Origin of the sequence: Streptomyces sp. NPDC096012, assembly GCF_040426375.1 — a bacterium.
In the GTDB taxonomy this organism is placed as follows: domain Bacteria; phylum Actinomycetota; class Actinomycetes; order Streptomycetales; family Streptomycetaceae; genus Streptomyces.
On the sequence record NZ_JBEOTD010000040.1, the window covers coordinates 57,680 to 80,847 of the forward strand.

General features: G+C 73.7%; 17 protein-coding genes, 1 rRNA gene and 2 pseudogenes. 5 read left to right on the forward strand and 15 right to left on the reverse strand.

Annotated features, from left to right (window positions below; genetic code table 11):
• Positions 1–154: 154 nt before the first annotated feature.
• Positions 155–781, reverse strand: coding sequence for an NUDIX domain-containing protein (locus tag ABVB68_RS29925; RefSeq protein ID WP_353604303.1), 627 nt, complete (start codon positions 779–781; stop codon positions 155–157).
• 75 nt (positions 782–856) lie between these two features.
• Positions 857–2,506 carry a CTP synthase gene (gene pyrG / locus ABVB68_RS29930; protein WP_353604304.1) on the reverse strand — a complete coding sequence of 550 codons (1,650 nt, stop codon included), beginning with the start codon at positions 2,504–2,506 and terminating at the stop codon, positions 857–859.
• A gap of 526 nt (positions 2,507–3,032) precedes the next feature.
• Between pyrG and ABVB68_RS29935 the strand changes: the two genes are divergently transcribed.
• The 3 genes from ABVB68_RS29935 to ABVB68_RS29945 all read left to right on the forward strand — a co-directional run bounded on the left by ABVB68_RS29935 (position 3,033) and on the right by ABVB68_RS29945 (position 8,026).
• The gene (locus ABVB68_RS29935) at positions 3,033–4,835 is read left to right on the forward strand and encodes a glycoside hydrolase family 15 protein (protein ID WP_353604320.1); all 1,803 of its coding nucleotides are present in this window, start codon (positions 3,033–3,035) and stop codon (positions 4,833–4,835) included.
• Positions 4,836–4,919: 84 nt separating this feature from the next.
• Positions 4,920–6,299 (forward strand): FAD-binding protein, encoded by a 1,380-nt coding sequence (locus ABVB68_RS29940; RefSeq protein ID WP_353604305.1) that lies wholly within the window; start codon positions 4,920–4,922, stop codon positions 6,297–6,299.
• 44 nt (positions 6,300–6,343) lie between these two features.
• On the forward strand, positions 6,344–8,026 hold the full coding sequence (locus ABVB68_RS29945) for a PucR family transcriptional regulator (RefSeq protein ID WP_353604306.1): 1,683 nt from the start codon (positions 6,344–6,346) through the stop codon (positions 8,024–8,026).
• On the opposite strand, the gene ABVB68_RS29950 is transcribed toward ABVB68_RS29945, so the two are convergent.
• The 6 genes from ABVB68_RS29950 to ABVB68_RS29975 form a co-directional block, all read right to left on the reverse strand.
• The gene (locus ABVB68_RS29950; RefSeq protein WP_353604307.1) at positions 8,023–9,195 is read right to left on the reverse strand and encodes a glycosyltransferase family 4 protein; all 1,173 of its coding nucleotides are present in this window, start codon (positions 9,193–9,195) and stop codon (positions 8,023–8,025) included. The genes ABVB68_RS29945 and ABVB68_RS29950 overlap by 4 nt on opposite strands.
• 291 nt (positions 9,196–9,486) lie before the next feature.
• A complete protein-coding gene (locus ABVB68_RS29955) occupies positions 9,487–10,233 on the reverse strand; it encodes a hypothetical protein (protein WP_353604308.1) in 747 nt (248 codons plus the stop codon).
• Between the two features lie 20 nt (positions 10,234–10,253).
• Positions 10,254–11,996, reverse strand: coding sequence for a DNA repair protein RecN (recN, locus tag ABVB68_RS29960; RefSeq protein WP_353604309.1), 1,743 nt, complete (start codon positions 11,994–11,996; stop codon positions 10,254–10,256).
• A 516-nt stretch (positions 11,997–12,512) separates the two neighbouring features.
• Complete coding sequence (locus ABVB68_RS29965) at positions 12,513–13,418, reverse strand: NAD kinase (protein ID WP_353604310.1); 906 nt, start codon at positions 13,416–13,418, stop codon at positions 12,513–12,515.
• Positions 13,415–14,230 carry a TlyA family RNA methyltransferase gene (locus tag ABVB68_RS29970; protein ID WP_353604311.1) on the reverse strand — a complete coding sequence of 272 codons (816 nt, stop codon included), beginning with the start codon at positions 14,228–14,230 and terminating at the stop codon, positions 13,415–13,417. Before ABVB68_RS29970 ends, ABVB68_RS29965 begins: the two co-directional genes overlap by 4 nt.
• A gap of 60 nt (positions 14,231–14,290) precedes the next feature.
• Entirely contained in the window at positions 14,291–14,587 is a 297-nt protein-coding gene (locus ABVB68_RS29975) for a hypothetical protein (RefSeq protein ID WP_353604312.1), read from the reverse strand.
• Positions 14,588–14,629: 42 nt separating this feature from the next.
• Between ABVB68_RS29975 and ABVB68_RS29980 the strand changes: the two genes are divergently transcribed.
• Positions 14,630–14,977 carry a sterol-binding protein gene (locus ABVB68_RS29980; RefSeq protein ID WP_353604313.1) on the forward strand — a complete coding sequence of 116 codons (348 nt, stop codon included), beginning with the start codon at positions 14,630–14,632 and terminating at the stop codon, positions 14,975–14,977.
• Here ABVB68_RS29980 and ABVB68_RS29985 read toward each other — a convergent pair.
• The 4 genes from ABVB68_RS29985 to ABVB68_RS30000 are packed head-to-tail and all read right to left on the reverse strand — an operon-like array spanning position 14,961 to position 18,980.
• A complete protein-coding gene (locus ABVB68_RS29985; RefSeq protein ID WP_353604314.1) occupies positions 14,961–15,809 on the reverse strand; it encodes an ABC transporter ATP-binding protein in 849 nt (282 codons plus the stop codon). The genes ABVB68_RS29980 and ABVB68_RS29985 overlap by 17 nt on opposite strands.
• On the reverse strand, positions 15,806–16,852 hold the full coding sequence (locus ABVB68_RS29990; protein ID WP_353604315.1) for a FecCD family ABC transporter permease: 1,047 nt from the start codon (positions 16,850–16,852) through the stop codon (positions 15,806–15,808). The genes ABVB68_RS29985 and ABVB68_RS29990 overlap by 4 nt, the downstream gene beginning before the upstream one ends.
• Positions 16,849–17,892, reverse strand: coding sequence for a FecCD family ABC transporter permease (locus tag ABVB68_RS29995; RefSeq protein ID WP_353604316.1), 1,044 nt, complete (start codon positions 17,890–17,892; stop codon positions 16,849–16,851). The genes ABVB68_RS29990 and ABVB68_RS29995 overlap by 4 nt, the downstream gene beginning before the upstream one ends.
• 59 nt (positions 17,893–17,951) lie before the next feature.
• Complete coding sequence (locus ABVB68_RS30000) at positions 17,952–18,980, reverse strand: HAD-IIA family hydrolase (RefSeq protein WP_353604317.1); 1,029 nt, start codon at positions 18,978–18,980, stop codon at positions 17,952–17,954.
• Between the two features lie 71 nt (positions 18,981–19,051).
• Between ABVB68_RS30000 and ABVB68_RS30005 the strand changes: the two genes are divergently transcribed.
• Positions 19,052–20,335 (forward strand): DUF1015 domain-containing protein, encoded by a 1,284-nt coding sequence (locus tag ABVB68_RS30005; RefSeq protein WP_353604318.1) that lies wholly within the window; start codon positions 19,052–19,054, stop codon positions 20,333–20,335.
• 396 nt (positions 20,336–20,731) lie between these two features.
• Here the strand turns inward: ABVB68_RS30005 and ABVB68_RS30010 are convergent.
• The 3 genes and pseudogenes from ABVB68_RS30010 to rrf form a co-directional block, all read right to left on the reverse strand.
• Positions 20,732–21,616: pseudogene (locus tag ABVB68_RS30010) on the reverse strand (tetratricopeptide repeat protein); the annotation flags it as partial.
• Positions 21,617–22,309: 693 nt separating this feature from the next.
• A pseudogene (locus ABVB68_RS30015) lies at positions 22,310–22,963 on the reverse strand (DEAD/DEAH box helicase); the annotation flags it as partial.
• Positions 22,964–23,076: 113 nt separating this feature from the next.
• A 5S ribosomal RNA gene (gene rrf / locus ABVB68_RS30020) occupies positions 23,077–23,168 on the reverse strand; the annotation flags it as partial.

The following is a 23,168-nucleotide window of genomic DNA, read 5'->3' on the forward strand; positions in this document are numbered from 1 at the left end:
TCCCGTCCCACCGCACGCGCGAGCCCGCCGGTGACTTCCGGTACGGGCGTTTGCAGAGCCTAGTTCACGCTCTGCGACGTTCCGTGACGAGCGCGGCGGGCACATCGCCCGATCGGATCAGGCGATGGTCACACCAGTGGGCCGGACGGGGGACTCAGGCCTCGAAGGGGCGGGCCGGCCACGGCGCGTCGGCCGGCCGCAGGGCGTCCAGTCCGTCCCCGGCGCGGGCGGCGACCAGCGCCAGGACGCCCACCACCAGGCAGTTGTTGTGCAGGTCACCGGCCAGCACCCGGCGCACCAGCTCGTCGACCGGCACGCGCGCGTGCTCCATGTCGGTCTCCTCGTGCTCCGCCTCGAAGCGCTCTCCCTCGGCCTCCGAGAGATCGCGGGCCAGGAAGATCCGTACGGCCTCGTCGCAGCCGCCGGGGCTGGTGTACACGTCGGTCAGCACCCGCCAGTCCTCGGCCTTGACGTGCGCCTCCTCGTACAGCTCGCGCTGGGCCGCGTGCAGCGGGTTCTCGCCGGGCACGTCCAGCAGGCCGGCCGGGATCTCCCACAGCCTGTGCCGCACGGGGTGGCGGTACTGGTTGATCAGCAGCACCCGGTCCTCCTCGTCCAGGGCGAGGACCGCGACCGAGCCGGGATGGACCTGGTAGTCACGGCGGGCCACCGAACCGTCGGGCATGACCACGTCGTCGGTGCGGACGGAGGTCTTGTTGCCCGTGAAGGGCGTCCGCGTCGCCCGGATCTCCCACTCCTCGGGGGTGTCCTTGATCGTCATGCCCTGTCCTCCCATGAGAAAGCCGGGGTGCCCGCCCTTGCGGGCATGCACCCCGGCCACCGTACAACCGGTGTGTTACTCGGCGTTCTTCCGCTCGACGGAGGCCTTCACCAGGCCGGCGAACAGCGGGTGCGGGCGGGTCGGGCGCGACCGCAGTTCGGGGTGCGCCTGGGTGGCGACCAGGTAGGGGTGGACGTCGCGCGGGTACTCCACGTACTCGACGAGCTTGCCGTCCGGGGAGGTGCCGGAGAACAGGATGCCGGCCTTCTTCTCCAGCTCCGCGCGGTAGGCGTTGTTCACCTCGTAGCGGTGCCGGTGCCGCTCCTCGATGTACTCCTTGCCGTCGTACACCTCGCGGACGATCGAGCCCTCGGCCAGCTTGGCCGGGTACATGCCGAGTCGCATCGTGCCGCCCATGTCGCCCTCACCGGCGACGATGTCCATCTGCTCGGCCATGGTGGAGATGACCGGGTGGGCGGTGGCCGGGTCGAACTCGGTGGAGTTGGCGTCCGGGATGTCGGCCAGGTTGCGCGCGGCCTCGATCACGATGCACTGCAGGCCGAGGCAGAGGCCGAGCAGCGGGATCTTGTTCTCGCGGGCGTAGCGGATGGCGCCGACCTTGCCGAGCACGCCGCGGTCGCCGAAGCCGCCCGGGATGCAGATGCCGTCGACGTCGGCGAGCTGCGCCTCGGCACCGGCCGGGGTCTTGCAGTCGTCGGAGGTGACCCACTTGATCTTCACCCGGGCGCGGTTGGCGAAGCCGCCGGCGCGCAGCGCCTCGGTCACCGACAGGTAGGCGTCGGGCAGGTCGATGTACTTGCCGACCAGGGCCAGGGTGATCTCGTGGTCGGGGTTGTGGACGCGGTCGAGCAGGTCGTCCCAGGTCGTCCAGTCGACGTCGCGGAACGGCAGGTCCAGCTTGCGCACCACGTAGGCGTCGAGGCCCTCGGCGTGCACGACCTTCGGGATGTCGTAGATCGAGCGGGCGTCGGGGCAGGCCACGACGGCGTCCTCGTCGACGTCGCACATCAGCGAGATCTTGCGCTTGATCGCGGTGGGGACCTCGCGGTCGCAGCGCAGCACGATGGCGTCCGGCTGGATACCGATGTTGCGCAGCGCGGCGACCGAGTGCTGGGTCGGCTTCGTCTTCAGCTCGCCGGAGGGGCCGATGTAGGGCAGCAGCGAGATGTGCACCACGAAGACGTTGTCCCGGCCGACCTCGTGGCGGACCTGGCGGACGGTCTCCAGGAACGGCAGCGACTCGATGTCGCCGACCGTGCCGCCGACCTCGGTGATGACGACGTCCACCTCGTCGGTGGCCATCCGCCGGATGCGGTGCTTGATCTCGTTGGTGATGTGCGGGATGACCTGCACGGTGTCGCCCAGGTACTCGCCGCGGCGCTCCTTGGCGATCACGGTGGAGTACACCTGGCCGGTGGTGACGTTGGCGGAGCCGTCCAGGTTGCGGTCGAGGAAGCGCTCGTAGTGGCCGATGTCCAGGTCGGTCTCGGCGCCGTCGTTGGTGACGAACACCTCACCGTGCTGGAAGGGGTTCATCGTGCCCGGGTCGACGTTCAGGTACGGGTCGAGCTTCTGCATCACGACGCGCAGGCCGCGGGCCTTGAGCAGCATGCCCAGGCTGGAGGCGGTGAGGCCCTTGCCGAGAGAGGAGGCGACACCCCCGGTGACGAAGATGTGCTTGGTCGTCGTGTTTTTCGGCGGCATGGCCAAGAGGGGGCTCCCGTGGTCGCTGTCTGTCGTGCGGTACGGCCTCCGGCCCGGATCTTCGGGGGTGCCGTCGCTGCGGTTCGGGGGTTCCAGTCCCACCGGTCCACGGGCTACCAGGGTATCAGCGCCTGGAGGAGATGGCCTCCGGCCACGCTCCGCGCCCGGCCGGGCACGGCACGGCACGGCAGGTGTGACCATGGCACGCTCCGGTCACATGGTTCTCACCCGTTGGTCACCCGTTCGGCCCACACGGGTTGCCCGGAGCGGCACGCAGATCATCTACGTGCGTCGTATCCTGCTCGGACATTCGCTGCCGAGCCCGGCCGGAAAAGACGGCACACCCCCGCCACCATCATCCGGAACACGAGAGCGCGGCAGTTCGTTGAGCAAGGACTGTCGTGTTGCCTCAGGGCTCGGCGGCTGCTTTGCTTCACCGCTCAACGACGCATAACAACGACCCCTTGACCGCACTAGCGACAGCCCCCTGCGCGGGGGTGACGTGGCCGTTCGACTGGAGTTGCACGTGGCCGGGCGCATCGAAGACTACGCACTCATCGGAGACATGCAGACCGCCGCACTGGTCTGCCGGGACGGCACGGTGGACTGGCTGTGCCTGCCCCGCTTCGACTCGCATGCCATCTTCGCCGGCCTGCTGGGCACCGAGGAGCACGGCTTCTGGCGGCTCGGCCCGGCGCACGCCGCCGACGCCTGCCCCCCGTCGGCCGCCCGGCGCAGCTACCGCGGCGACTCGCTGATCCTGGAGTCGGAGTGGGACACCCCGCGCGGCACGGTCCGTGTGACCGACTTCATGCCCCCGCGCGACGGCGCCCCGCAGCTGATCCGGATCGTGGAGGGCGTCACCGGCCGGGTGCCGATGCGCTCGGCGCTCAGGATGCGGTTCTCCTACGGCCGGGTCGTGCCGTGGGTGCACAAGCACGAGGGGCGGACCGTGGCGGTCGCGGGTCCGGACTCCGTGTGGTTCGACACAGAGGCGGAGACCTACGGGAAGTCGCTGACGACGTACGCCGACTTCACGGTGGCCCCGGGTGACCGGATCGCCTTCACCATCTCCTGGGAGCCCTCGCACAAGCCGCCGCCGCCGCTGCCGGAGCCCGAGCAGTCCCTGGAGGCCACGGAGACCTTCTGGCGCGAGTGGGTCGAGCACTGCACGTACCACGGCCCGTACCGCGAGGCGGTCGTCCGCTCGCTGATCACCCTGAAGGCGTTGACGTACGCCCCCACCGGCGGCATCGTCGCGGCCCCCACCACCTCCCTGCCCGAGGACATCGGCGGGGTGCGCAACTGGGACTACCGCTACACGTGGCTGCGGGACGCGGCGATCACCCTGTCCTCGCTGCTGCGCACCGGCTACCGCGAGGAGGCCCGTGCCTGGCGCGAGTGGCTGCTGCGCGCGGTCGCCGGCGACCCGGAGAACCTGCAGATCATGTACGGCATCGCCGGCGAGCGCGAGCTGGGCGAGGCCGAGCTGGACTGGCTCCCGGGCTACGAGAACTCCGCCCCGGTCCGGGTGGGCAACGGCGCCGCGCACCAGCTCCAGCTGGACGTGTACGGCGAGGTCACCGAGGCCCTGCACCTGGCCCACATGACCGGCCTCGCCCGCAACGACTACGCCTCCCTGCTCCAGCTGAAGCTGATCCGGTATCTGGAGGACCACTGGCAGGAGCCGGACGAGGGCATCTGGGAGGTGCGCGGCCCGCGCCGGCACTTCGTGCACTCCAAGGTGATGGCCTGGGTCGCGGTGGACCGCACCATCAAGCTGATCGAGTCCGGTGACGCGGACGGCCCGCTGGAGCGCTGGAAGGAACTGCGCGACGACATCCACCGGGACGTGTGCGAGAAGGGCTACGACAAGGAGCGCAACACCTTCACCCAGTCCTACGGCTCCCAGGAGCTGGACGCCTCGCTGCTGCTGATCCCGCAGATGGGTTTCCTGCCGCCGGACGACAAGCGCGTGATCGGCACGATCGAGGCCATCCAGCGCGAGCTGTCCACCACGGACGGGTTCATCCTGCGGTACCCCACGGAGGGCGAGGACGAGGGTGTCGACGGCCTGCCCGGCGACGAGGGCGCCTTCCTGGCCTGCTCGTTCTGGATGGCGGACGACCTGGCGATGATCGGCCGGGTGGACGAGGCCCGCAGGCTGTTCGAGAAGCTCCTCGGGCTGCGCAACGACCTCGGCCTGCTCGCCGAGGAGTGGGACCCGCGCCTGCAGCGCCAGGTCGGGAACTTCCCACAGGCCTTCAGCCACGTCCCGCTGATCGACACCGCCCTGCGGCTGACGGCCTCCGGGGCGTACGGCGGCTGAGCGGCGCCGCCCGGCGCGACCGGGCGGCCGCACCACGCCTAGCCTGGAAGCGGACATCAGCCCCTCTCGCGGAGGGCGGCGGCCATGGCTTTCTCGAAGGCGGGCGCGGCCCTCGCCGCGCTGCGTGAGGACCTGGCCGGCGATGTGCTCGCCCCCGGGGACCTCGGCTACGACCGGGCCCGCGCCGTGTTCAACGCGAGGATCGACCGCCGGCCGGCCGTGATCGCCCAGTGCGCGGACTCGGCCGACGTGGTGCGGGCCGTGCGGTTCGGCAGGGAGCTGGACCTGTCGATCGCGGTGCGCGGCGGCGGGCACAGCGTGGCCGGCTCGGCGCTGGGCGACGGCGCGCTCGTGGTGGACCTGCGCCGGATGCACCGGGTGACCGTCGACCCGGCGGCGGAGGCGGTGCGGATCGAGGGCGGCGCCACGATGAGCCGTCTGGACCGGGCCACCGAGCCCTACGGCCTGGCGACCACCGGCGGGCGGGCGTCCACCACCGGTGTCGGCGGCTTCGTCCTGGGCGGCGGCACCGGCTGGCTCGACCGCGCCTTCGGCCTCGCCGCGGACAACCTGCTGGGCGTGGAACTGGTGACGGCGGACGCCGAGCGGATCCACGCGAACGCCGACGAGAACCCCGAGCTGTTCTGGGCCCTGCACGGCGGGGGCGGCAACTTCGGTGTCGCCACCGCGCTGACCCTGGGGCTGCACGAACTGCCCGAGTTCTCGATCGTCCTGCTGATGTTCCTGCCCCAGCTCGGACCGGACGTGACGCGCGCCTTCCGGGAGATCATCCGGACCGGGCCGGACGAGCTGAGCGGCGCGGTGATGTACCTGACCGGTCCGCCCGCCGAGTTCACCCCCGCGGAACTGGTGGGCAAGCTGCTGTGCGCCGTGCTGCTGACCTACGCGGGCGGCTGGGACGGGCTGCGGGGGCTCGCCCGGCCGGTGCTCGCCCTGCCGCACGAGGTGGAGCTGGCCGGTGACATGCCGTACGCCGACGTGCAGTGCCTGCTCGACGACCCGCCCGGGATGCGCAACCACTGGTCGGCGGAGTACCTGACCGCTCTGCCCGACGCCCTGGTGGAGGTCTTCTGCGAGCGCGGGGACGGCATGCCGGTGCCGACCGGCACCCGGCACCTGCTGTTCCCGCAGGGCGGGGCGATCGCCGCCGGTCCGCGCGAATACCCCGTGCCGTACCGGGACGCGGCCTGGGCCGCGCACCCCTTCGCCGTCTGGGAGGACCCGGTCGACGACGAGCGGGCGATCGCCTGGGTGCGGGGCGTCCGCTCCGCCGTCCGGCCGTGGAGCACCGGCGCCGTGTACCTGAACTTCATCGGGGACGAGGGCCCGGACCGGGTCAGGGCGGGCCTGGGCGAGGGGAACACGCTGCGTCTGGAGAAGGTGAAGCGGCGCTACGACCCGGACAACGTGTTCCGCTTCAACCACAACATCCGGCCGGTGTAGTCCGGAGATGTCCTTCGGGCGTTCACGCAGGTAGCGTCCGCTGCATGGACAGCGGCACGGAGAGCAGACCCGCCACGCAGGGCGCCGGGATCACCGTTCAGCGGGCACTGGAACTGCCCGGTCTGCGCAGCGGGCTGCCGGAGATCGTGGCGGGCGCCGACCGGCTGGGGCGCACCGTGCGCTGGGTGCACGCGGGCGAGGTACCGAACATCGCCTCGCTGCTCAAGGGCGGCGAACTCCTGCTCACCACCGGCTACGGCCTCGGCACCCGCCCCGCCGAGCAGCGGGCCTTCGTGCGGACCCTGGCCGAGCGCGGGATCGCCGCCCTGGTGGTGGAGCTGGGGCCGCGCTTCACCCGGCTGCCCGCGGCCCTGGTCGACACCGCCCGCAGCGCGGGGCTCCCCCTGGTCCAGCTGCACCGCGAGGTGCCGTTCGTGACGGTGACCGAGGAGATCCACACGGAGATCGTCAACGGCCACTACGCGCTGCTGCAGCGGGCGGAGGAGGTGCACCGGCGCTGTACGGAGGCCCTGCTGAGCGGCGGCGGGGTGCCGCAGGTGCTGGGCATCCTGGCCGACTTCGGCGCGAACCCGGTGTTCCTGGAGACGGCGGACGGCCGGCTGCTGTACGCCGCCGGGTCCGGGCCGGAGGGCGCCGACCCGCTGCAGGTGTGGGAGGGGCTGCGCGGCCCGCACAAGGACGCCCCGCCGCCGGCCGGTTCGGTACTCGTCGACGTGCCCGGCGGCGGTCCCGGTACGGCGGGCTCGGTGCGCGCCCGCCTCGTCCTGCTGCCGGTCCGCTCGCCGCTGGCCCCGGTGCACAGGATCGCCGCCGAGCGGGCCGCGGGCATCCTGGCCGTCGTGCTCATGCAGGCCCGGCAGGAGGAGGAGCTGGCGGCCCGCGGCCGCGGCGACTTCCTCACCGATCTCGCCGAGGGCCGTATCGCCGCGCAGGACGCCCCCGCGCAGGCCCGGGTCCTGGGCTTCAAGCCCGGCGGGAGCCCGCTGCTGCCGGTGGTCATGCGGATCGGGGACGTCCTCTCCGCGGACGGGGGGACCGCCCGGACGAACGCGACCGAGCGGGGCGGCGGCTGGGCGGTGCTGGCCAGGGCCGTCTCGGAGGAGCTGGCCGCGGTGGGCATGCCGGTGCTGCTGGGCGTGCGGCCGGTGGAGGGCCGGGTACTGGTCCTGCTCGGGCTGCGCGCGGAGACGGAGCGGTCGGTGGTCGCGGACCGGGTGGCGGCGGCGCTGCGGGCGGGCGTGGAGCGGGCCGGGATGCAGCGGCCCGGCGCAGCCGCGCCGGTGGTGGTCGTCGGTGTGGCGGGTGGCTGGGCGGCTGCCTCGGCCGGACTGCGGCACGCGGCGCAGACGGCGACGGCGGCACAGGGTCTCGGCGACCGGCCCTGGTACGACGCCCGCCGCCTCGACATCGACCTGCTGCTGTGGCGGCTGCGCGACGATCCCGACCTGGCGGCCTTCGTGGACCGCGCGATCGGCCCGCTGCGCGAGCACGACCAGCGCTCCAAGCCGCCCCTGCTGCCCACCCTCGAGACATATCTGGCGCACGCCGGCCGCAAGGCGGAGACGGCCCGCGAACTGCACCTCAACCGCCAGACCCTGTACAACCGCCTCGCCCGCATCGGGGAGTTGCTCGGCACCGACCTCGACGACCCGCAGACGGTCCTGGCGTTGAGCCTGGCCCTGCGGGCCCGCCGCCACGTCCCCTAGGAGAGCGGCCGCGGCTGGGTCAGCTCGTCGTACACGCTGAGCACTTGGGCGACGGTCTCGTCCTCCGTGGGCCAGCCGGCGGCCTGCCGCACGCCCCGCTCGCGCAGCAGTTCGCGCCGTCCCGGGTCCGCGAGCAGGCGTACGACGGTGTGGGCGAGCGTCTCGGCGTCGCCGTACGGGACGAGTTCGGCCGCGTCGCCGACGAGGTCCGGGATGCCGCCGACGCGGGTCGCGACGAGCGGCACGCGTGCGTGCAGCGCCTCCTGGGCGAGCACCGACCGGGACTCCCAACTGCTCGTCAGCAGGGCGAGGTCGGCGGCGGCGAGCAGTTCGGGCACGTCCTCGCGGCGGCCGATGAGCCGCACCGGGAGTCCCTCGTCCTCGATCCGCCGCTGCAGCAGCGGCCGCAGCGGGCCCTCCCCGGCGACGGCGACCAGCGGCACGGGGTCCAGGTCCCGCCAGGCGCGGGCCGCGTCCAGCAGGACGTCGTAGCCGCGGTGCGTCTCGAGGGAGCCGACCGCGATGAGCAGCGGGCGGCCGGTGGCACCGAGTTCGGCCCGGAGCTTGGGCCGCCGCCCGTCGGGATCGTCGGCGGCCGGGAACCCTTCCGCGGCGGTGTCGGGGCCGGACAGGCAGGACCGGCGCTGTCCGGGCAGGCCGACCGCCCCGAGCCGGGCGTCGCGCGCGCCGCTGAGCCGTGCCCGGTCCACCAGGTCGGAGCTGGTGCCGAGGACGACGGCCGCGGTCCTCGCCACCCGTCGCTCCAGCAGCCGCAGCAGATGGGCCCGCGCGCCCTCGGCCCTCGCCCGGTTGTGCCAGGTCACCACCAGCGGGGTGGTGCGCCCGCCGAGGGCGAGCACGGTGCGGAAGGAGGCGTGCAGACCGTGCGCGTGCACCAGGTCGGCGTCGGCGCAGGCCGCCCGGAGCGCGGCCACGGAGACCGGATCGCTGCTGCGCGGCACGGGCACGTGCCCGGCGCCGGCCCCGGTGAAGTCGTAGGCGCGGTCGGCTTCGAGGGGGGCGCACACCGTGACGCGCACGCCCCTGGCGACGAGCCCCTCCGCGAGGGAGCGCACGTGCGCGCTGCTGCCGGCGTTGGCTCCGCCCAGCACCTGCACGGTGCGCAGCGGCGACTGGCCGTGCGGTGCGTTGCTGCTCACGGGGCTCACGGGGCCGGGGCTCCTGGTTCGACGCGGTGCGGTCACGGGGAACGTACAGAAGGTAGCGGGCTCAGGGGGGTGGAAGGACCTACCCCGCGTGCCTCCGCCGTGGACCTACCGGCCCGTCGCCCGCCCCGCGTTCCCGTCAAGCATGCCAGGAGACAGGGCCGTTCCGGTAAACGCGGGCGGGCGCACCCTGCGTCGGGCCGGGGCAATGCGCCGGTGCACGCCACCCACACGGGTGAGGGAGCGCCCGGCCCATCCGAACCCCGGCCTCCCGGGTACGGCGAGGTCAGGCGCTCACGGCCGGCGGGCCCACGCGCTCACCCGGTCCCCGTGCACGGCGGCGGCCACGACGGCCACGGCGTGCGCGAGCAGTCCCGCGCGCCCGTTGCCCGCCACCACGGCCGCCCCCAGCGCGGCCCCCAGGGCGTGCGCCCCCGCGTCCCCGATCATCGTGCGCTCTCCGAGGTCACCGGGCAGGACGGCCAGGGCGGCGCCCATCGCGGCGGCCGACAGCCCGGCCCCGGTCCCCTTCCGCAGCAGCCCGGGTGCCCCGAGCGCGAGCACCGCGCCGAGAGCCCTGCCCGGCCGTACGTCGACCAGGTTGACGAAGTGCGCGGTGCCCGCGATCACGACACCGGCGAGCAGTCTGTCCAGCGGCCGCTCCTTCAGCAGCGCGCCCGCGACCAGCCCGGCCGCGGATATCCCGGCCAACTTCACGGCGCCGCTGGTGACTTCGCCGTTCCGCAGGGCGCCGAGGTGCGCCCGGAAGCCGCGCCGGTGATCACCGGCGGCGTCGTCGTACGCCCCACAGGCTCCGGCGGCCAGCACGGCGAGCCCGGCGCCGGTGTGCACCCGGCCGGCGGCGACCGCCGCACCGAGCGCCGACGCGGGTGCCGCGTACAGCTCGACGCGCCGCCCGGCGTGGTTCGTCCGCTCCCAGCGTGCGGGGCCCCCGGGCGGGTGCGTCCGCAGGAGGGCGCACGCGGCCCGGGTGAGCGCGGCGGACAGCACAAGGGGGCCGGACCTTCGGGTGACGATCATCCGGCCACCCTAGGGTCCCGCTAGAGATCCGCCCGCGCCGCCGCCAGCAGTTCCTCCGCGTGCGCGCGGGCCGTCTCGGAGTCCTCCTGCCCGGCCAGCATCCGGGACAGCTCGCGGACGCGTTCCTCGCCCTCCAGGACCTTCACGCCGGACCGGGTGACGGATCCGTCGTTGGTCTTCTCGACCAGCAGTTGCCGGTCGGCGAAGGCAGCCACCTGGGGCAGGTGGGTGACCACGACGACCTGCGCGGTCCTCGCGAGCTTCGCCAGGCGCCGCCCGATCTCGACCGCCGCCTTGCCGCCGACACCGGCGTCGACCTCGTCGAAGAGGTACGTCGGCACCGGGTCGGTGCCCGCGAACACCACCTCCACGGCCAGCATCACGCGGGACAGCTCACCACCCGAGGCGCCCTTGGCGATGGGCCGGGGCGGGGCGCCGGGGTGCGGGGCGAGCAGCAGCTCCACCTCGTCGGCGCCCGCGGGACCGTAGGCGACGGTACGCCCGCCGACCTCGACGCCCTCGGGGTCCTCGGTCTGCCGGATGTCGAAGGACACGCGCGCGTGGGGCATCGCCAGCGAGGCCAGCTCGGCCGTCACGGCGGCCGCGAACCGCTCGGCGGCCTCGGTCCGCGCGTCCGTCAGCGCCTGCGCGAGCGCGCCCAGCTCGGCGCGGAGCGCGTCCCGCTCGGCGGCCAGCTCCCCGATCCGCTCGTCGTCGCCGTCCAGCTCGGTCAGGCGCGCGGCGCTCTGCTCGGCCCAGGCCAGGACGGCGCCCACGTCCTCGCCGTACTTGCGGGTGAGCCCGGTGAGCGCGGCCCGGCGCTCCTCCACGGCGGCCAGCCGCAGCGGGTCGGCGTCCAGATCGTCGGCGTACCCCGCCAGCTCACCGGCCACGTCGCCGAGCAGGATCCCGATCTCCCCGATCCGGTCGGCGAGCCCGGCCAGCGCCGGATCGTGCGACCGCACGGCCTCCAGGGCCCGGTGGGCGCCCGCGACGAGCGTCGAGGCGTCGATCCCCTCCGGGTCCTCGGGGTTGCCCGCGAGAGCGGCGTGCGCGACCGTCGCGGCGGACGACAGCGCCTCGGCGTGCCCCAGCCGCTCCGCCTCCTCGGCCAGCTCCACGTCCTCCCCGGCCCGCGGCTCCACGGCGGCGATCTCCTCGAGGCCGTACCGCAGCAGGTCGGCTTCCTGGGCCCGCTCACGCGCGCGGGTGGTGATCTCGTCCAGCTCGACGGCGACGGCCCGCAGCCGCCGGTAGGCCTCCGTGTACTTGTCGAGCGGCCCGGCGACCGCGTCCCCGGCGTACCGGTCGAGCGCCTGCCGCTGCCGGGCCGGCTTCAGCAGCCCCTGCTGGTCGGTCTGCCCGTGCACGGCCACCAGGTCGTCGGCCAGCTCCGCGAGCAGCCCCACCGGCACGCTGCGCCCGCCCAGATGGGCCCGGGAGCGGCCCTCGGCCGAAACGGTACGGCTGATCAGCAGGGCCCCGTCGTCCAGCTCGGCCCCGGCCTCCTCGGCGCGTACGAGGGCGGCGGCGTCCGCGGGCACCGCGATCCGCCCCTCCACGACCGCCTTCTCGGCACCGATCCGCACGAGCGCCGGGTCCGCCCGGCCACCGAGCAGCAGCCCCAGGCTGGTGACCACCATGGTCTTGCCCGCACCCGTCTCACCGGTGACGGCTGTGAACCCCGGTGACAGCTCGACGACGGCATCGTCGATGACCCCGAGCGACCGTATCCGCATCTCCTCCAACACGGAACAGACCATACGAGGTCCGGGGCGGGGAGTGCACACAGGCCGCCCTTGTCACTCCGGCGAGTGGCCCGGCGCGAAGGTGAACGGCGTCCGGCCCGAACGATCGCGGGGTCCGGCCCGAAGGGGTTCGGGCCCGGCCCGAACAGTCGCGAGGTCGGGCCCGAAGAGGCTCGGGGCCCGGCCCGAACAGTCGCGAGGTCGGGCCCGAAAAGGCTCGGGCCCCGGCCCGAACAGTCGCGGGGTCCGGCCCGAAGAGGCTCGGGCCCCGGCCCGAACAGTCGCGGGGTCCGGCCCGAAGAGGCTCGGGCCCCGGCCCGAACAGTCGCGAGGTCGGGCCCGAAGAGGCTCGGGCCCCGGCCCGCAGGGGCGCGGGGAGCCGCGCGGCCGGCCGTGGGGCACCGCACCCGCACCCGCACCCGCACCCGCCGACGAGCGGATCCGCCCCGTCGCGTGGCGCCAGGGCCCGCCCGTCCGACGATTCGCGTCGTCGCCCGACGGCGCGTGGCGGACGCGAACCGTCGTGCGGCCCTAGTGCGGCGCCCCCCGCCAGCCGGTGGTGGGCAGGGCGAACTTCGCCACGAGCCGGTCCGTGAACGACGAGTGATGCAGCCGGGCCAGCCGTACGGGGACGGCCCCGCGCCGGACCTCCACCCGCGCGCCGGGCGGCAGCTCCACGGTCCGCCGCCCGTCGCACCACAGGACGCCCGGCGGGATGTGCGGCAGGACCTCCACCGCGAGCACCGAGTTCGGCGAGGTGACCAGCGGCCTGGCGAACAGCGCGTGCGCGCTGATCGGCACCATCAGCAAGGCCTCCACCTCGGGCCACACGACGGGGCCGCCGGCGGAGAACGCGTACGCCGTGGATCCGGTCGGCGTGGACAGGACGACCCCGTCGCAGCCGAAGCCGGTCACCGGGCGCCCGTCGATCTCCAGCACCACTTCGAGCAGCTTCTCGGCGCCCGCCTTCTGCACGGCCGCCTCGTTCAGCGCCCAGTCGGTGTGCACGATGTCCCCGTTGCGGTGCACGACGACGTCGACGGTCATCCGTTCCTCGACCTCGTACGACCGCGCCACCACCCGGTCGACCACCCGATCGAGGTCGTCGCGCTCGGCCTCCGCGAGGAACCCCACGCGTCCGAGGTTGACGCCGAGCATCGGCACCCCGGAGGCGCGTGCGAACTCGGCGCCCCGCAGCAGGGTGCCGTCGCCGCCGAGCACGATCAGCAGCTCGCAGCCGTCGAGGCACTGCGGAGTCGCCTCCTTGACCAGTTGCACCTCGTCCGGCAGCGGCAGGTCGCGCGCCTCCTCCTCCAGCACCCGCACCCCGATGCCGTGCCGCAGCAGGCCTTTGACGACGAGTTCCGCACTGCGGATCGCCGCGGGCCGCCCGGTGTGGGCCAGCAGGAAAACAGTTCGCGCCAGGTTCTGTGTCAACGCGGCCCCTCCGCCACTGCACGCTCGACGTCGGCCGGGTCCGGTGCGGGAGCCCCGGACCGCAGCCAGAGAAAGTACTCGACGTTACCCGAGGGGCCCGGCAGCGGACTCGCGGTGACGCCACGCACCCCGAGCCCCAGCTCCCAGGCCTTCCCGGCCACCGCCCGCACGGCCTCCGCCCGCAGCTGCGGACTCCGTACGACACCCCCGCTGCCCAGCCGTTCCTTGCCCACCTCGAACTGCGGCTTGACCATCATCACCAGGTCGGCGTCCGGCTTCACGCACCGCTTCAGGGCGGGCAGCACCAGCCCGAGCGGGATGAAGGACAGATCGCCCACGACAAGATCCACAGGTTCCCCATCGATCGCCTCAAGCGTCAACTCGCGTACGTTCGTACGGTCCTTGACGGTGACGCGTTCATCGCTCTGCAGGGACCAGGCGAGTTGGCCGTAACCGACGTCCACGGCGACGACGTGGGCGGCGCCCGCGCGCAGCAGGACGTCGGTGAAGCCGCCGGTGGACGCGCCGGCGTCCAGCGCGCGCCGGCCCTCGACGGCGAGCCCCTGCGGCACGAAGACCTCCAGCGCGCCGGCCAGCTTGTGGCCGCCCCGGGAGACGTAGTCGGGATCGCTGTCGTCGGTCTGGACGACGATCGCCGCCGCGGGCTCCACCTGGGTGGCCGGCTTGGTCGCCACGGTCTTGCCGACGGAGACCCGCCCGGCGGCGATCAGCTGGCCGGCGTGCTCGCGCGAGCGCGCCAGCTTCCGGCGGACCAGCTCCGCGTCCAGACGACGGCGTGCGACTCCTGCCACGTTCGGTTCAGCTCCTGCTCTGGTGGTACGGCGATCGGTGGGTGCGACCCGGGGGTCTCATCAGGGGGCTGCGGCCGGCGGCCGGCCGGGAGCCGGCGGCCCCGGACGGGCGTCGAGCGCGGTGAGCGCGTCCCGCAGCCCCCTGTGTACATCCTCGTACACCTCGACGTGTCCGTCGGTGGCGAGGTGGTCGGCGTCGGCCAGCCGCTCCAGTCCGGCGTCGACCTCGGCGTTGCCGGTGGGGGTGCGTGGGACGTTCAGGGGGGCCGGGGCGGCGGGGTCGTACTCGGGCCCGGACTCGGGTTCCGGGACGATCGCGGCGGCCTGCGGGACGGCCTCGGACACGGACTCGCTCATGCCCAGACGCTACCCCGAACCACTGGGGTAGCGTCGGTGGCCATGGCCACGGTCGAGGAGTGCCGCACCGCACTGGGGAAGCTTTCGGACACCATGCAGGACTCCGAGGGCGAGGTCCGCGCGGCCGCCGCCCTGGACCGGTCGGTGAGCTGCCACATCACCGATCTCGACGTCACCTTCGTGGGCCGGATGACCGGCGGCCGGATCGAGGTGGACGACACCCACCCGGGGCCGCCGCGCGAGCGGGCGCAGATCAGGCTCGTCATGGCCGGCGACGACCTGGTGGCGCTGGTGGACGGCGAGCTGAACTTCGCGACCGCCTGGGGCAGGGGCCGGGTGCGGCTGGAGGCGAGCCTGCTCGACCTGTTCCGGCTCAGGAAGCTGCTGTGACCTTCTCCGCCCGGGCCCTGCGCGCGGCCGGCACCACCAGCGGGGTGCCCGTCTCCGGGTCCTCGATGACCTGACAGCGCAGCCCGAACACCCGCTCGACCAGTTCGGCCGTCACGATCTCCTTCGGCGCTCCCTCGGCGATCACCTCGCCGCCGCGCAGGGCGATGAGGTGGGTGGCGTAGCGGGCGGCGTGGTTGAGGTCGTGCAGGACGGCGACCAGCGTGCGGCCCTGCGACTCGTGCAGCTCGGCGCACAGGTCGAGGACGTCGATCTGGTGCTGGATGTCCAGGTAGGTGGTCGGCTCGTCGAGGAGCAGCAGCGGGGTCTGCTGGGCCAGCGCCATGGCGATCCACACCCGCTGCCGCTGGCCGCCGGACAGCTCGTCCACGTACCGCTCGGCCAGCTCGGCGACGCCCGTCTGCCGCATCGATTCGCGCACGACCCGCTCGTCCTCGGCGGACCACTGGCGCAGCAGCCCCTGGTGCGGGTAGCGGCCCCGGCCGACCAGGTCGGCGACGGTGATGCCGTCGGGCGCGATGGAGGACTGCGGCAGCAGCCCCAGGGTGCGTGCGACCTTCCTGGCCGGCATCGACTGGACGGCCTGGCCGTCGAGCAGCACGCGGCCCTGGCTGGGCTTGAGCATCCGCGACAGCGCCCGCAGCAGCGTCGACTTGCCGCACGCGTTCGGGCCGACGATCACCGTGAACGAGTTGTCGGGGATCTCCACCGACAGCTGCTCGGCGATCACGCGCTGGTCGTAGGCGAGGGTGACGTTCTCGGCGGACAGACGGTTCACAGTGCTCCTCGTCGTGTTGGTGTTCGGGCCGCTCATATCCGGCCCGCCCGGCGCTCGGTGACCAGCAGCCAGAGCAGGTAGGCGCCGCCGAGGACACCGGTGACCACACCGACGGGCAGCTCGTCGGCGCCGAAGGCGCGCTGGGAGGCCCAGTCGGCGGCAACCAGCAGGGCGGCGCCCATGCACAGGGAGGGCACCAGATTCGGTCCCGGGGAGCGGGTCAGCCGGCGGGCGAGCTGCGGCGCGGTCAGCGCGACGAAGCTGACGGGGCCGGCGGCGGCCGTGGCGGCGGCGGTGAGCAGGACGGCGGAGAGCATCAGCACGAGCCGCACGCGCTGCACGCGCACGCCGAGCGCGTTGGAGACGTCGTCGCCCATCTCCATCATCCGCAGGCCGCGCGCGTTGGCGAGGACCAGCGGCACCACCACGGCGCACAGGGCGAGCAGGGGCCGGACCTGGTCCCAGTCGCGGCCGTTGAGCGAACCGGTCATCCACACCACCGCACGGGCCGCGTCGACCAGGTCCGCCTTGGTGAGCAGATAGCCGTTGACCGCGGTGGCGACGGCGTTGACACCGATGCCGACCAGCACGAGCCGGTACCCGTGCACGCCCCGCTGCCAGGCCAGCAGGTAGATGGCCAGGCCCGTGGCCAGACCGCCGACGAGAGCGCCGACGGTCACCTGCGTGGCGCTGCCGGAGAGCAGCACGATCACGGTGAGCGCGCCGGCCGTCGAGCCCTGGGCCAGCCCGAGCACGTCCGGGCTGCCCAGCGGGTTGCGGGAGACCGACTGGAACAGGGCGCCACCGAGGCCGAGCGAGGCTCCGGCCAGCAGGCCCACCAGGACCCGGGGCAGCCGCAGCTCGTTGACGATGAAGTCCTGGTAGGCGGTGCCGTCGCCGGCGAGCGTGCGCAGCACGTCGGCCGCGGGGATCTGCGCGTCGCCGGTGCCGATCAGCGCGACACCGGCGGCACAGGCGGCCGCCAGCAGCAGCACGACGACGATCAGCGCGCGCGGGTCCAGGCGCAGGGAGAGCCCGCCGGGGGTGCGTACGGCACGGCTCCTGGAGAGTGTCTTCACAGCTGGGCCGTCCTCCGCCGACGTACGAGAAAGATGAAGACCGGGCCGCCGACGAGCGCGGTGACGATGCCGACCTGGAGCTCGGCGGGCCGGGCCACGACCCGGCCGGCGACATCGGCGCCGAGCAGCAGCACGGGCGACAGGACCATGGCGTACGGCAGGATCCAGCGCAGGTCGGGGCCGGTGAAGGAGCGCACCGCGTGCGGGACCATCAGGCCGACGAACACGATCGGACCGCAGGCGGCGGTGGCCGCCCCGGCCAGCAGCACGGCGGCCAGCATGGCCAGCGCACGGGTGCGGTCGAGGTCGGCGCCGAGGGCGCGGGCCGTGTCGTCGCCCATCTCCACGGCGTTCAGCGGCCGGGCCAGCACGAGGGCGAGGACCGTGCCGACCGCGAGGAAGGGCAGCACCTGCAGGGTGGTGGCGTTCGAGGCCGAGGAGAGCGAACCCACCGTCCAGAAACGCATCTTGCCCAGCACCGCGTCATCCAAGATCATCATGGCTTGGAGGTAGCCGTAGAGGGCGGCGCTGATCGCCGTACCGGCCAGCGCGAGCCGTACCGGCGTGGCGCCCCGGCTGCCGCCGAGGAACCACACCAGCGCGCCGACCGCCGCGGCACCGGCGAAGGCGAACCACACATAGCCGCTGAGGCTCGTGACACCGAAGCAGGTGGTGGCCGTGACGACGGCCGCGGAGGCACCGGCGTTGATACCGAGCAGACCGGGGTCGGCCAGCGGGTTGCGGGTGAGCGCCTGCAGCACCGCACCCGACAGGCCGAGGGCGGCACCGGCCAGCAGTCCGAGGACCGTACGGGCCAGCCGCTCGTCCACGACCACGTCGCCGTAGCTCCCCGAGTCATGGAACAGGCCGTGCCAGACCTGGTCCAGGGGCAGCGCCTTCGCCCCGATCGCGATGCTCGCCAAGGCGACGAGCACCAGGAGCGCGACGGAGAGCAGGAGCCCGAAGGCCCTCGCCGCCCGGCGGGTCGGAGGCGCGGGGGCGGCCTGCGCGCACGTTTCCGGAGGACTGTCGACCAACACCCGGTTAGGTTAGCCTACCCTGCCTCATCTCTCGATCCCCGGGCGTCTCCAGTGACGGCTCAAAGCCCCAGCCGCGCCAGCGCCTTCGCACCGTCCAGCGTGCAGGAACCCTCACCCGCCGCCGTCCAGGCCGCCGCGCACAGCGCCCGCAGCCCGTCCAGCGCCTCGCCCTCGCCCTCCAGCTCCAGCCGGTCCGCGCCGGCCGACGCCGTCCAGCCACCGCAGCGGAACCCGTCCCCCTCTTCCGTGACGTCCGGCTGCCCGGAGAGCAGGCCGCGCAGATCGGCGTCCACGTACGTGGGCCGGTGCCGCGGAGGCGCGGCGAGCAGCCCGGCCCCGTCGGTGACACCGGTGAGCACCAGCAGCGAGTCCACCCCGCCGTTGAACGCGCCCTCGATGTCGGTGTCCAGCCGGTCCCCGACCACCAGCGGCCGCTTCGCGCCCGTCCGGATGATCGTCTCCTTGTGCATGGGCGGCAGCGGCTTGCCCGCCACCTGCGGCTCGGCACCGGTCGCGATCCGCACGACCTCCACGGCCGCCCCGTTGCCCGGCGCGATCCCCCGGTCGCTGGGAATCGTCAGATCCGTGTTGGACGCGAACCACGGCACCCCGCGCGCCACCGCGTACGAGGCCTCGGCGAACCGGCCCCAGGGCAGTTCCGGCCCGCCGTACCCCTGCACCACCGCCGCCGGATCGTCGTCCGCCGACTCCACCGGGGTCAGCCCGCGCTCGCGCAGCGCCACCCGCAGTCCCTCACCGCCGATCACCAGCACGCGCGCGCCCTGCGGCACCTGCTCGCTGATCAGCCGGGCGACGGCCTGCGCGGAGGTGATCACGTCCTCGGCCCTCGCCGGTATGCCCAGCTCCGTCAGGTGCCCGGCCACGGCGTCCGGCGGCCGCAGCGCGTTGTTGGTGACGTACGCCAGCCGCATCCCGCGGTCGCGCGCCGCCGCCAGCGATTCCACCGCGTGCGCGATCGCGTTCCCGCCCGCGTAGACCACCCCGTCCAGATCGAGCAGCGCCGTGTCGTACGCCTCGCTCAGGGGCCGCCCGCTGCCCTCGGGCCTCGTCCTGACGCCGTGGCTCATGTTCATCGCTCCTCGTTCACTCGCCTTTCCCCGATCATCCCGCATGCCGCCGACACACGTACGATGCCGGGATGAACACTGCAGGTCACTCGGAAGCAACGGCGCGCCGAGGCCTGGAACTCACCCCGTTCCGCGGCCTTCGTTACGACCCCGAACGGGTCGGCAGCCTGGCCTCCGTCACCTCTCCGCCGTACGACGTCGTCGTACGTCCCGACGGGGTCCACCACCTCCAGTCGGCCGACCCGCACAACATCGTCCGGCTGATCCTGCCCCAGGCCGGCACCCCGAGCGCCCGTACCGAACAGGCGGCGGACACCCTGCGCCGCTGGCTGGACGAGGGCATCCTGGCCGCGGACCCCGAGCCCGGCCTGTACCTGTACGAGCAGCGCGACGGCGACGGCATGGTGCAGCGCGGCGTGATCGGTGCCCTGCGCCTCTCGGAACCCGGGGAGGGCGTGGTGCTGCCGCACGAGGACGTCATGCCGCACGTGGTCGCGGACCGCGCGGCCCTGATGCGCGCCACCCGGGCGAACCTGGAGCCGCTGCTGCTGACCTACCGCGGCAACGGCACGGCGGCCGAGGTCGTCGAACGCACGGCCGCCGGCCCCCCGCTGCTCGCGACGACCACGGAGGACGGCTTCCACCACCGCCTGTGGTCCGTCACCGACCCCGCCGACGTGGGACTCATCCAGTGCGAGCTGGCCCACCACCAGGCCCTGATCGCCGACGGCCACCACCGCTGGGCCACCTATCTGCGGCTGCGCGCGGAACACCCCTCCCCCAGCCCCTGGGACCACGGCCTGGTCCTCCTGGTCGACACCGTCCGCTACCCGTTGCGCGTGCGCGCCATCCACCGCCTGCTGCACGGCCTGCCGGTCGCCGACGCGCTGTCCGCCGTGGACGGCCTGTTCCAGGTACGACGCCTCGACACGCCGCTGGCCCAGGCGCAGAAGACGCTGGCCGAGGCGTCCTGCGCGGGCAACGCCTTCCTGCTCGCCGGCGACGGCGCCTTCCACCTGCTCGACCGTCCCGACCCGGCACTGCTGAACCGGACGATCCCGGCGGACCGCCCGGCCGCCTGGCGCTCCCTGGACGCCACGGTCCTGCACGCCACGCTCCTCGCCCACGTCTGGCACATCCCCGAGGACTCCCCGGCCCACATCGCCTACATCCACGACACGGCCGCCACGGTGGAGAAGGCCGAGCGCGACGGCGGAACCGCCGTGCTGATGCACCCCGTCCGCGAGGAGGTCGTACGCGACCTGGCCCGCCAGGGCGTGACGATGCCGCGCAAGTCGACGTCCTTCGGCCCGAAACCGGCCTCGGGCCTGGTGCTGCGCGCACTGGAGTGGTGACCGCCGCCGCGGGCACCGGAGGCGGGCAGCGGGGCGGGTGTCCGGGGCCGGGCGTCCCGGGGCAGACGTGGGAAGTCCCGGGGCAGACATGAAAAAGAGGGCAGGCTCCACGGGGAGCCTGCCCTCTTCACAATGCCCTGGTCTCAGCGACGGAGGTCAGTCCTTGTCGCCGTCGGTCCGAGCGGACTGGTCGGTCTCAGCGGCCCGACCGGCGTCACCGGACTCACCGGACTGACCCGACTGGTCGGACTGACCCGACTGGTCGGACTGACCCGACTGGTCGGACTGACTCGACTGATCGGCCTGACCGGGCTCGTCCGCCTTGGCGTCGTCCGCCTCGTTGTCCTCCACCACGTCGTGGTCGTCGGTCGCGTCGTGGGTGTCCGTCGCGTCGTCGTCCGAGGCGTTGTGGTCGTCGGAGGCGTCGTGGTCGCCCGAGGCGTCGTCCGCCTTGTCGTCCGTGCCCTGGACCTCGGCGTCGGCGTCGGCGTCGGCGTCGGTCACGGTCTCGGTGCGGGGCTCGGCCTCGGTGCGGGGCCCAGCCTCGGTGCGCGGCTCGGCCTCGGTGCCGGGTTCGATCTCGTTGCCGGTCTCGTCGAGGGCGTCCACGAACTCGACTCCGTCGAGTTCCGCGAGCCGGTCCGAGGCGTCCGTGCTGCCGTCCCGGTCGGCCTCCACGGCCTTCGCGAACCATTCCCGCGCCTCGCGCTCCCGGCCCACGGCGAGCAGGGCGTCGGCGTAGGCGTACCGCAGCCGCGCGGTCCACGGCTGCACCGAGTTGGAGGCCAGCTCGGGGCTCTGCAGGGTCACGATGGCCGCGTCCAGCTGCTCCATGTCCCGCCGGGCGCCGGCCGCGACGAGCCGCATCTCGACCTGACCGGCCTTGTCCAGCCTCTGCACCTCCGGCGCACCGGCCATGTCCAGCGCCTTCTCCGGCCGGCCGAGCCCGCGCTCGCAGTCGGCCATGACCGGCCACAGGTCCACGGAGCCGGTCATGCGCCGCGCGGCCCGGAACTCGGCGAGGGCCTCGCTGTACTTCTGGTTCGCGTACGCGGCGAAGCCACCGGCCTCGCGTACGGCGGCCACGCGGGAGGCCAGACGCAGGGCGACCTTGGAGTAGGCGTACGCGCCCTCGGGGTCCTCGTCGATGAGACGGGCCACCATCACCAGGTTCCTTGCGACGTCGTCGGCGAGCGTCTTGGGCAGGCTCTGCAGCTCCTGCCTGACGTCCTTGTCGATCTCCTCGCCGGTGACGTCCTCCGGGATCGGCAGCCGCTTGATCGGCTCGCGGTCGCGGTCACGCTCGTCGCGGAAGCGGCCACCGCCACGGCGGTCGTCGCGTCCGCCACGGTCGTCACGCCCCCGGAAACCGCCCGGCCGGCCGCCACGGTCGTCGTCCCGACGGGGCCCGCGGCCACCTCGGTCGTCACGGCCGCGGAATCCGCCACGGTCCCCACCACGGTCGCCGCGGTCGTCACGGCCCCGGAAACCACCGCGGTCCTCACCACGCCGGTCGTCCCGACGGTCATCCCGGCGGTCGTCCCGACGGTAGGAGGGACGATCGCCGCCGCGGTCATCGCGACGGAAGCCGCCACGGTCGCCGCCGCGGTCGTCGTCGCGTCGGTAGGAGGGGCGGTCGCCGCCGCGGTCATCGCGACGGAAACCGCCACGGTCGTCACGGCGGTCGTCGCGCTGGAAGCCGGGGCGCGCGCCACGGTCGCCCTCGCGACGGTCGTCACGCTGGAAACCGGGACGGGACCCACGGTCACCCTCACGGCGGTCGTCACGCTGGAAACCGGGGCGCGCGCCACGGTCGCCCTCGCGACGGTCGTCGCGCTGGAAGCCGGGCCGGGACCCGCGGTCACCCTCGCGACGGTAGCCGCCACCACGGCTGTCGTCCCGACGGTCGTCACGGCGGTCGCCGCCGCGGTCATCGCGACGGAATCCACCGCGCTGCTCGCCACGGTCATCGCGCCGGTCGTCGCGACGGCCGAACCCGCCGCGGTCGTCGTCGCGCCGGTAGGAGGGGCGGTCGCCACCGCGGTCGTCACGGCGGAAACCGCCACGGTCGTCACGGCGGAAGCCGCCACGGTCGCCGCCGCGGTCGTCACGCTGGAAACCGGGACGGGACCCACGGTCACCCTCACGGCGGTCATCGCGCTGGAAGCCGGGGCGGGAGCCGCCGCGGTCACCCCGGGCACGGTCGTCGCGCTGGAAGCCGGGGCGGGACCCGCGGTCACCCTCGCGACGGTCGTCGCGCTGGAAGCCGGGCCGGGACCCGCGGTCACCGTCGCGACGGTAGCCGCCACCACGGCGGTCGCCACCGCGGTCGTCACGGCGGTCGCCACCGCGGTCGTCACGGCGGTCGCCACCGCGGTCGTCGCGACGGAAGCCGCCGCGGTCGCCACGGTCGTCACGGCGGTTGAACCCACCGCGGTTGTCGTCACGCCGGCCGGAGCCGCCGCGGTCGTCGTCGCGCCGGTAGGAGGGGCGGTCGCCACCGCGGTCATCGCGACGGAAGCCGCCACGGTCGCCGCGGTCGTCACGGCGGTCGTCGCGACGGAAACCGCCACGGTCACCCCGGTCACCACTGTCCCGTCGCCGCTGGTCGCGCTCCGGTCGGTCGTCGGGAGAGTTGGTGGACATGGTGACTCCTGTCTTCGGTACCGCAAGCATTGTAAAAACGAAAGGACCCCTGGTCCCAGCTGAACGCTGGTGACCAGGGGTCCTCCCCAAAGATTGTTCGGCGGTGTCCTACTCTCCCACAGGGTCCCCCCTGCAGTACCATCGGCGCTGTAAGGCTTAGCTTCCGGGTTCGGAATGTAACCGGGCG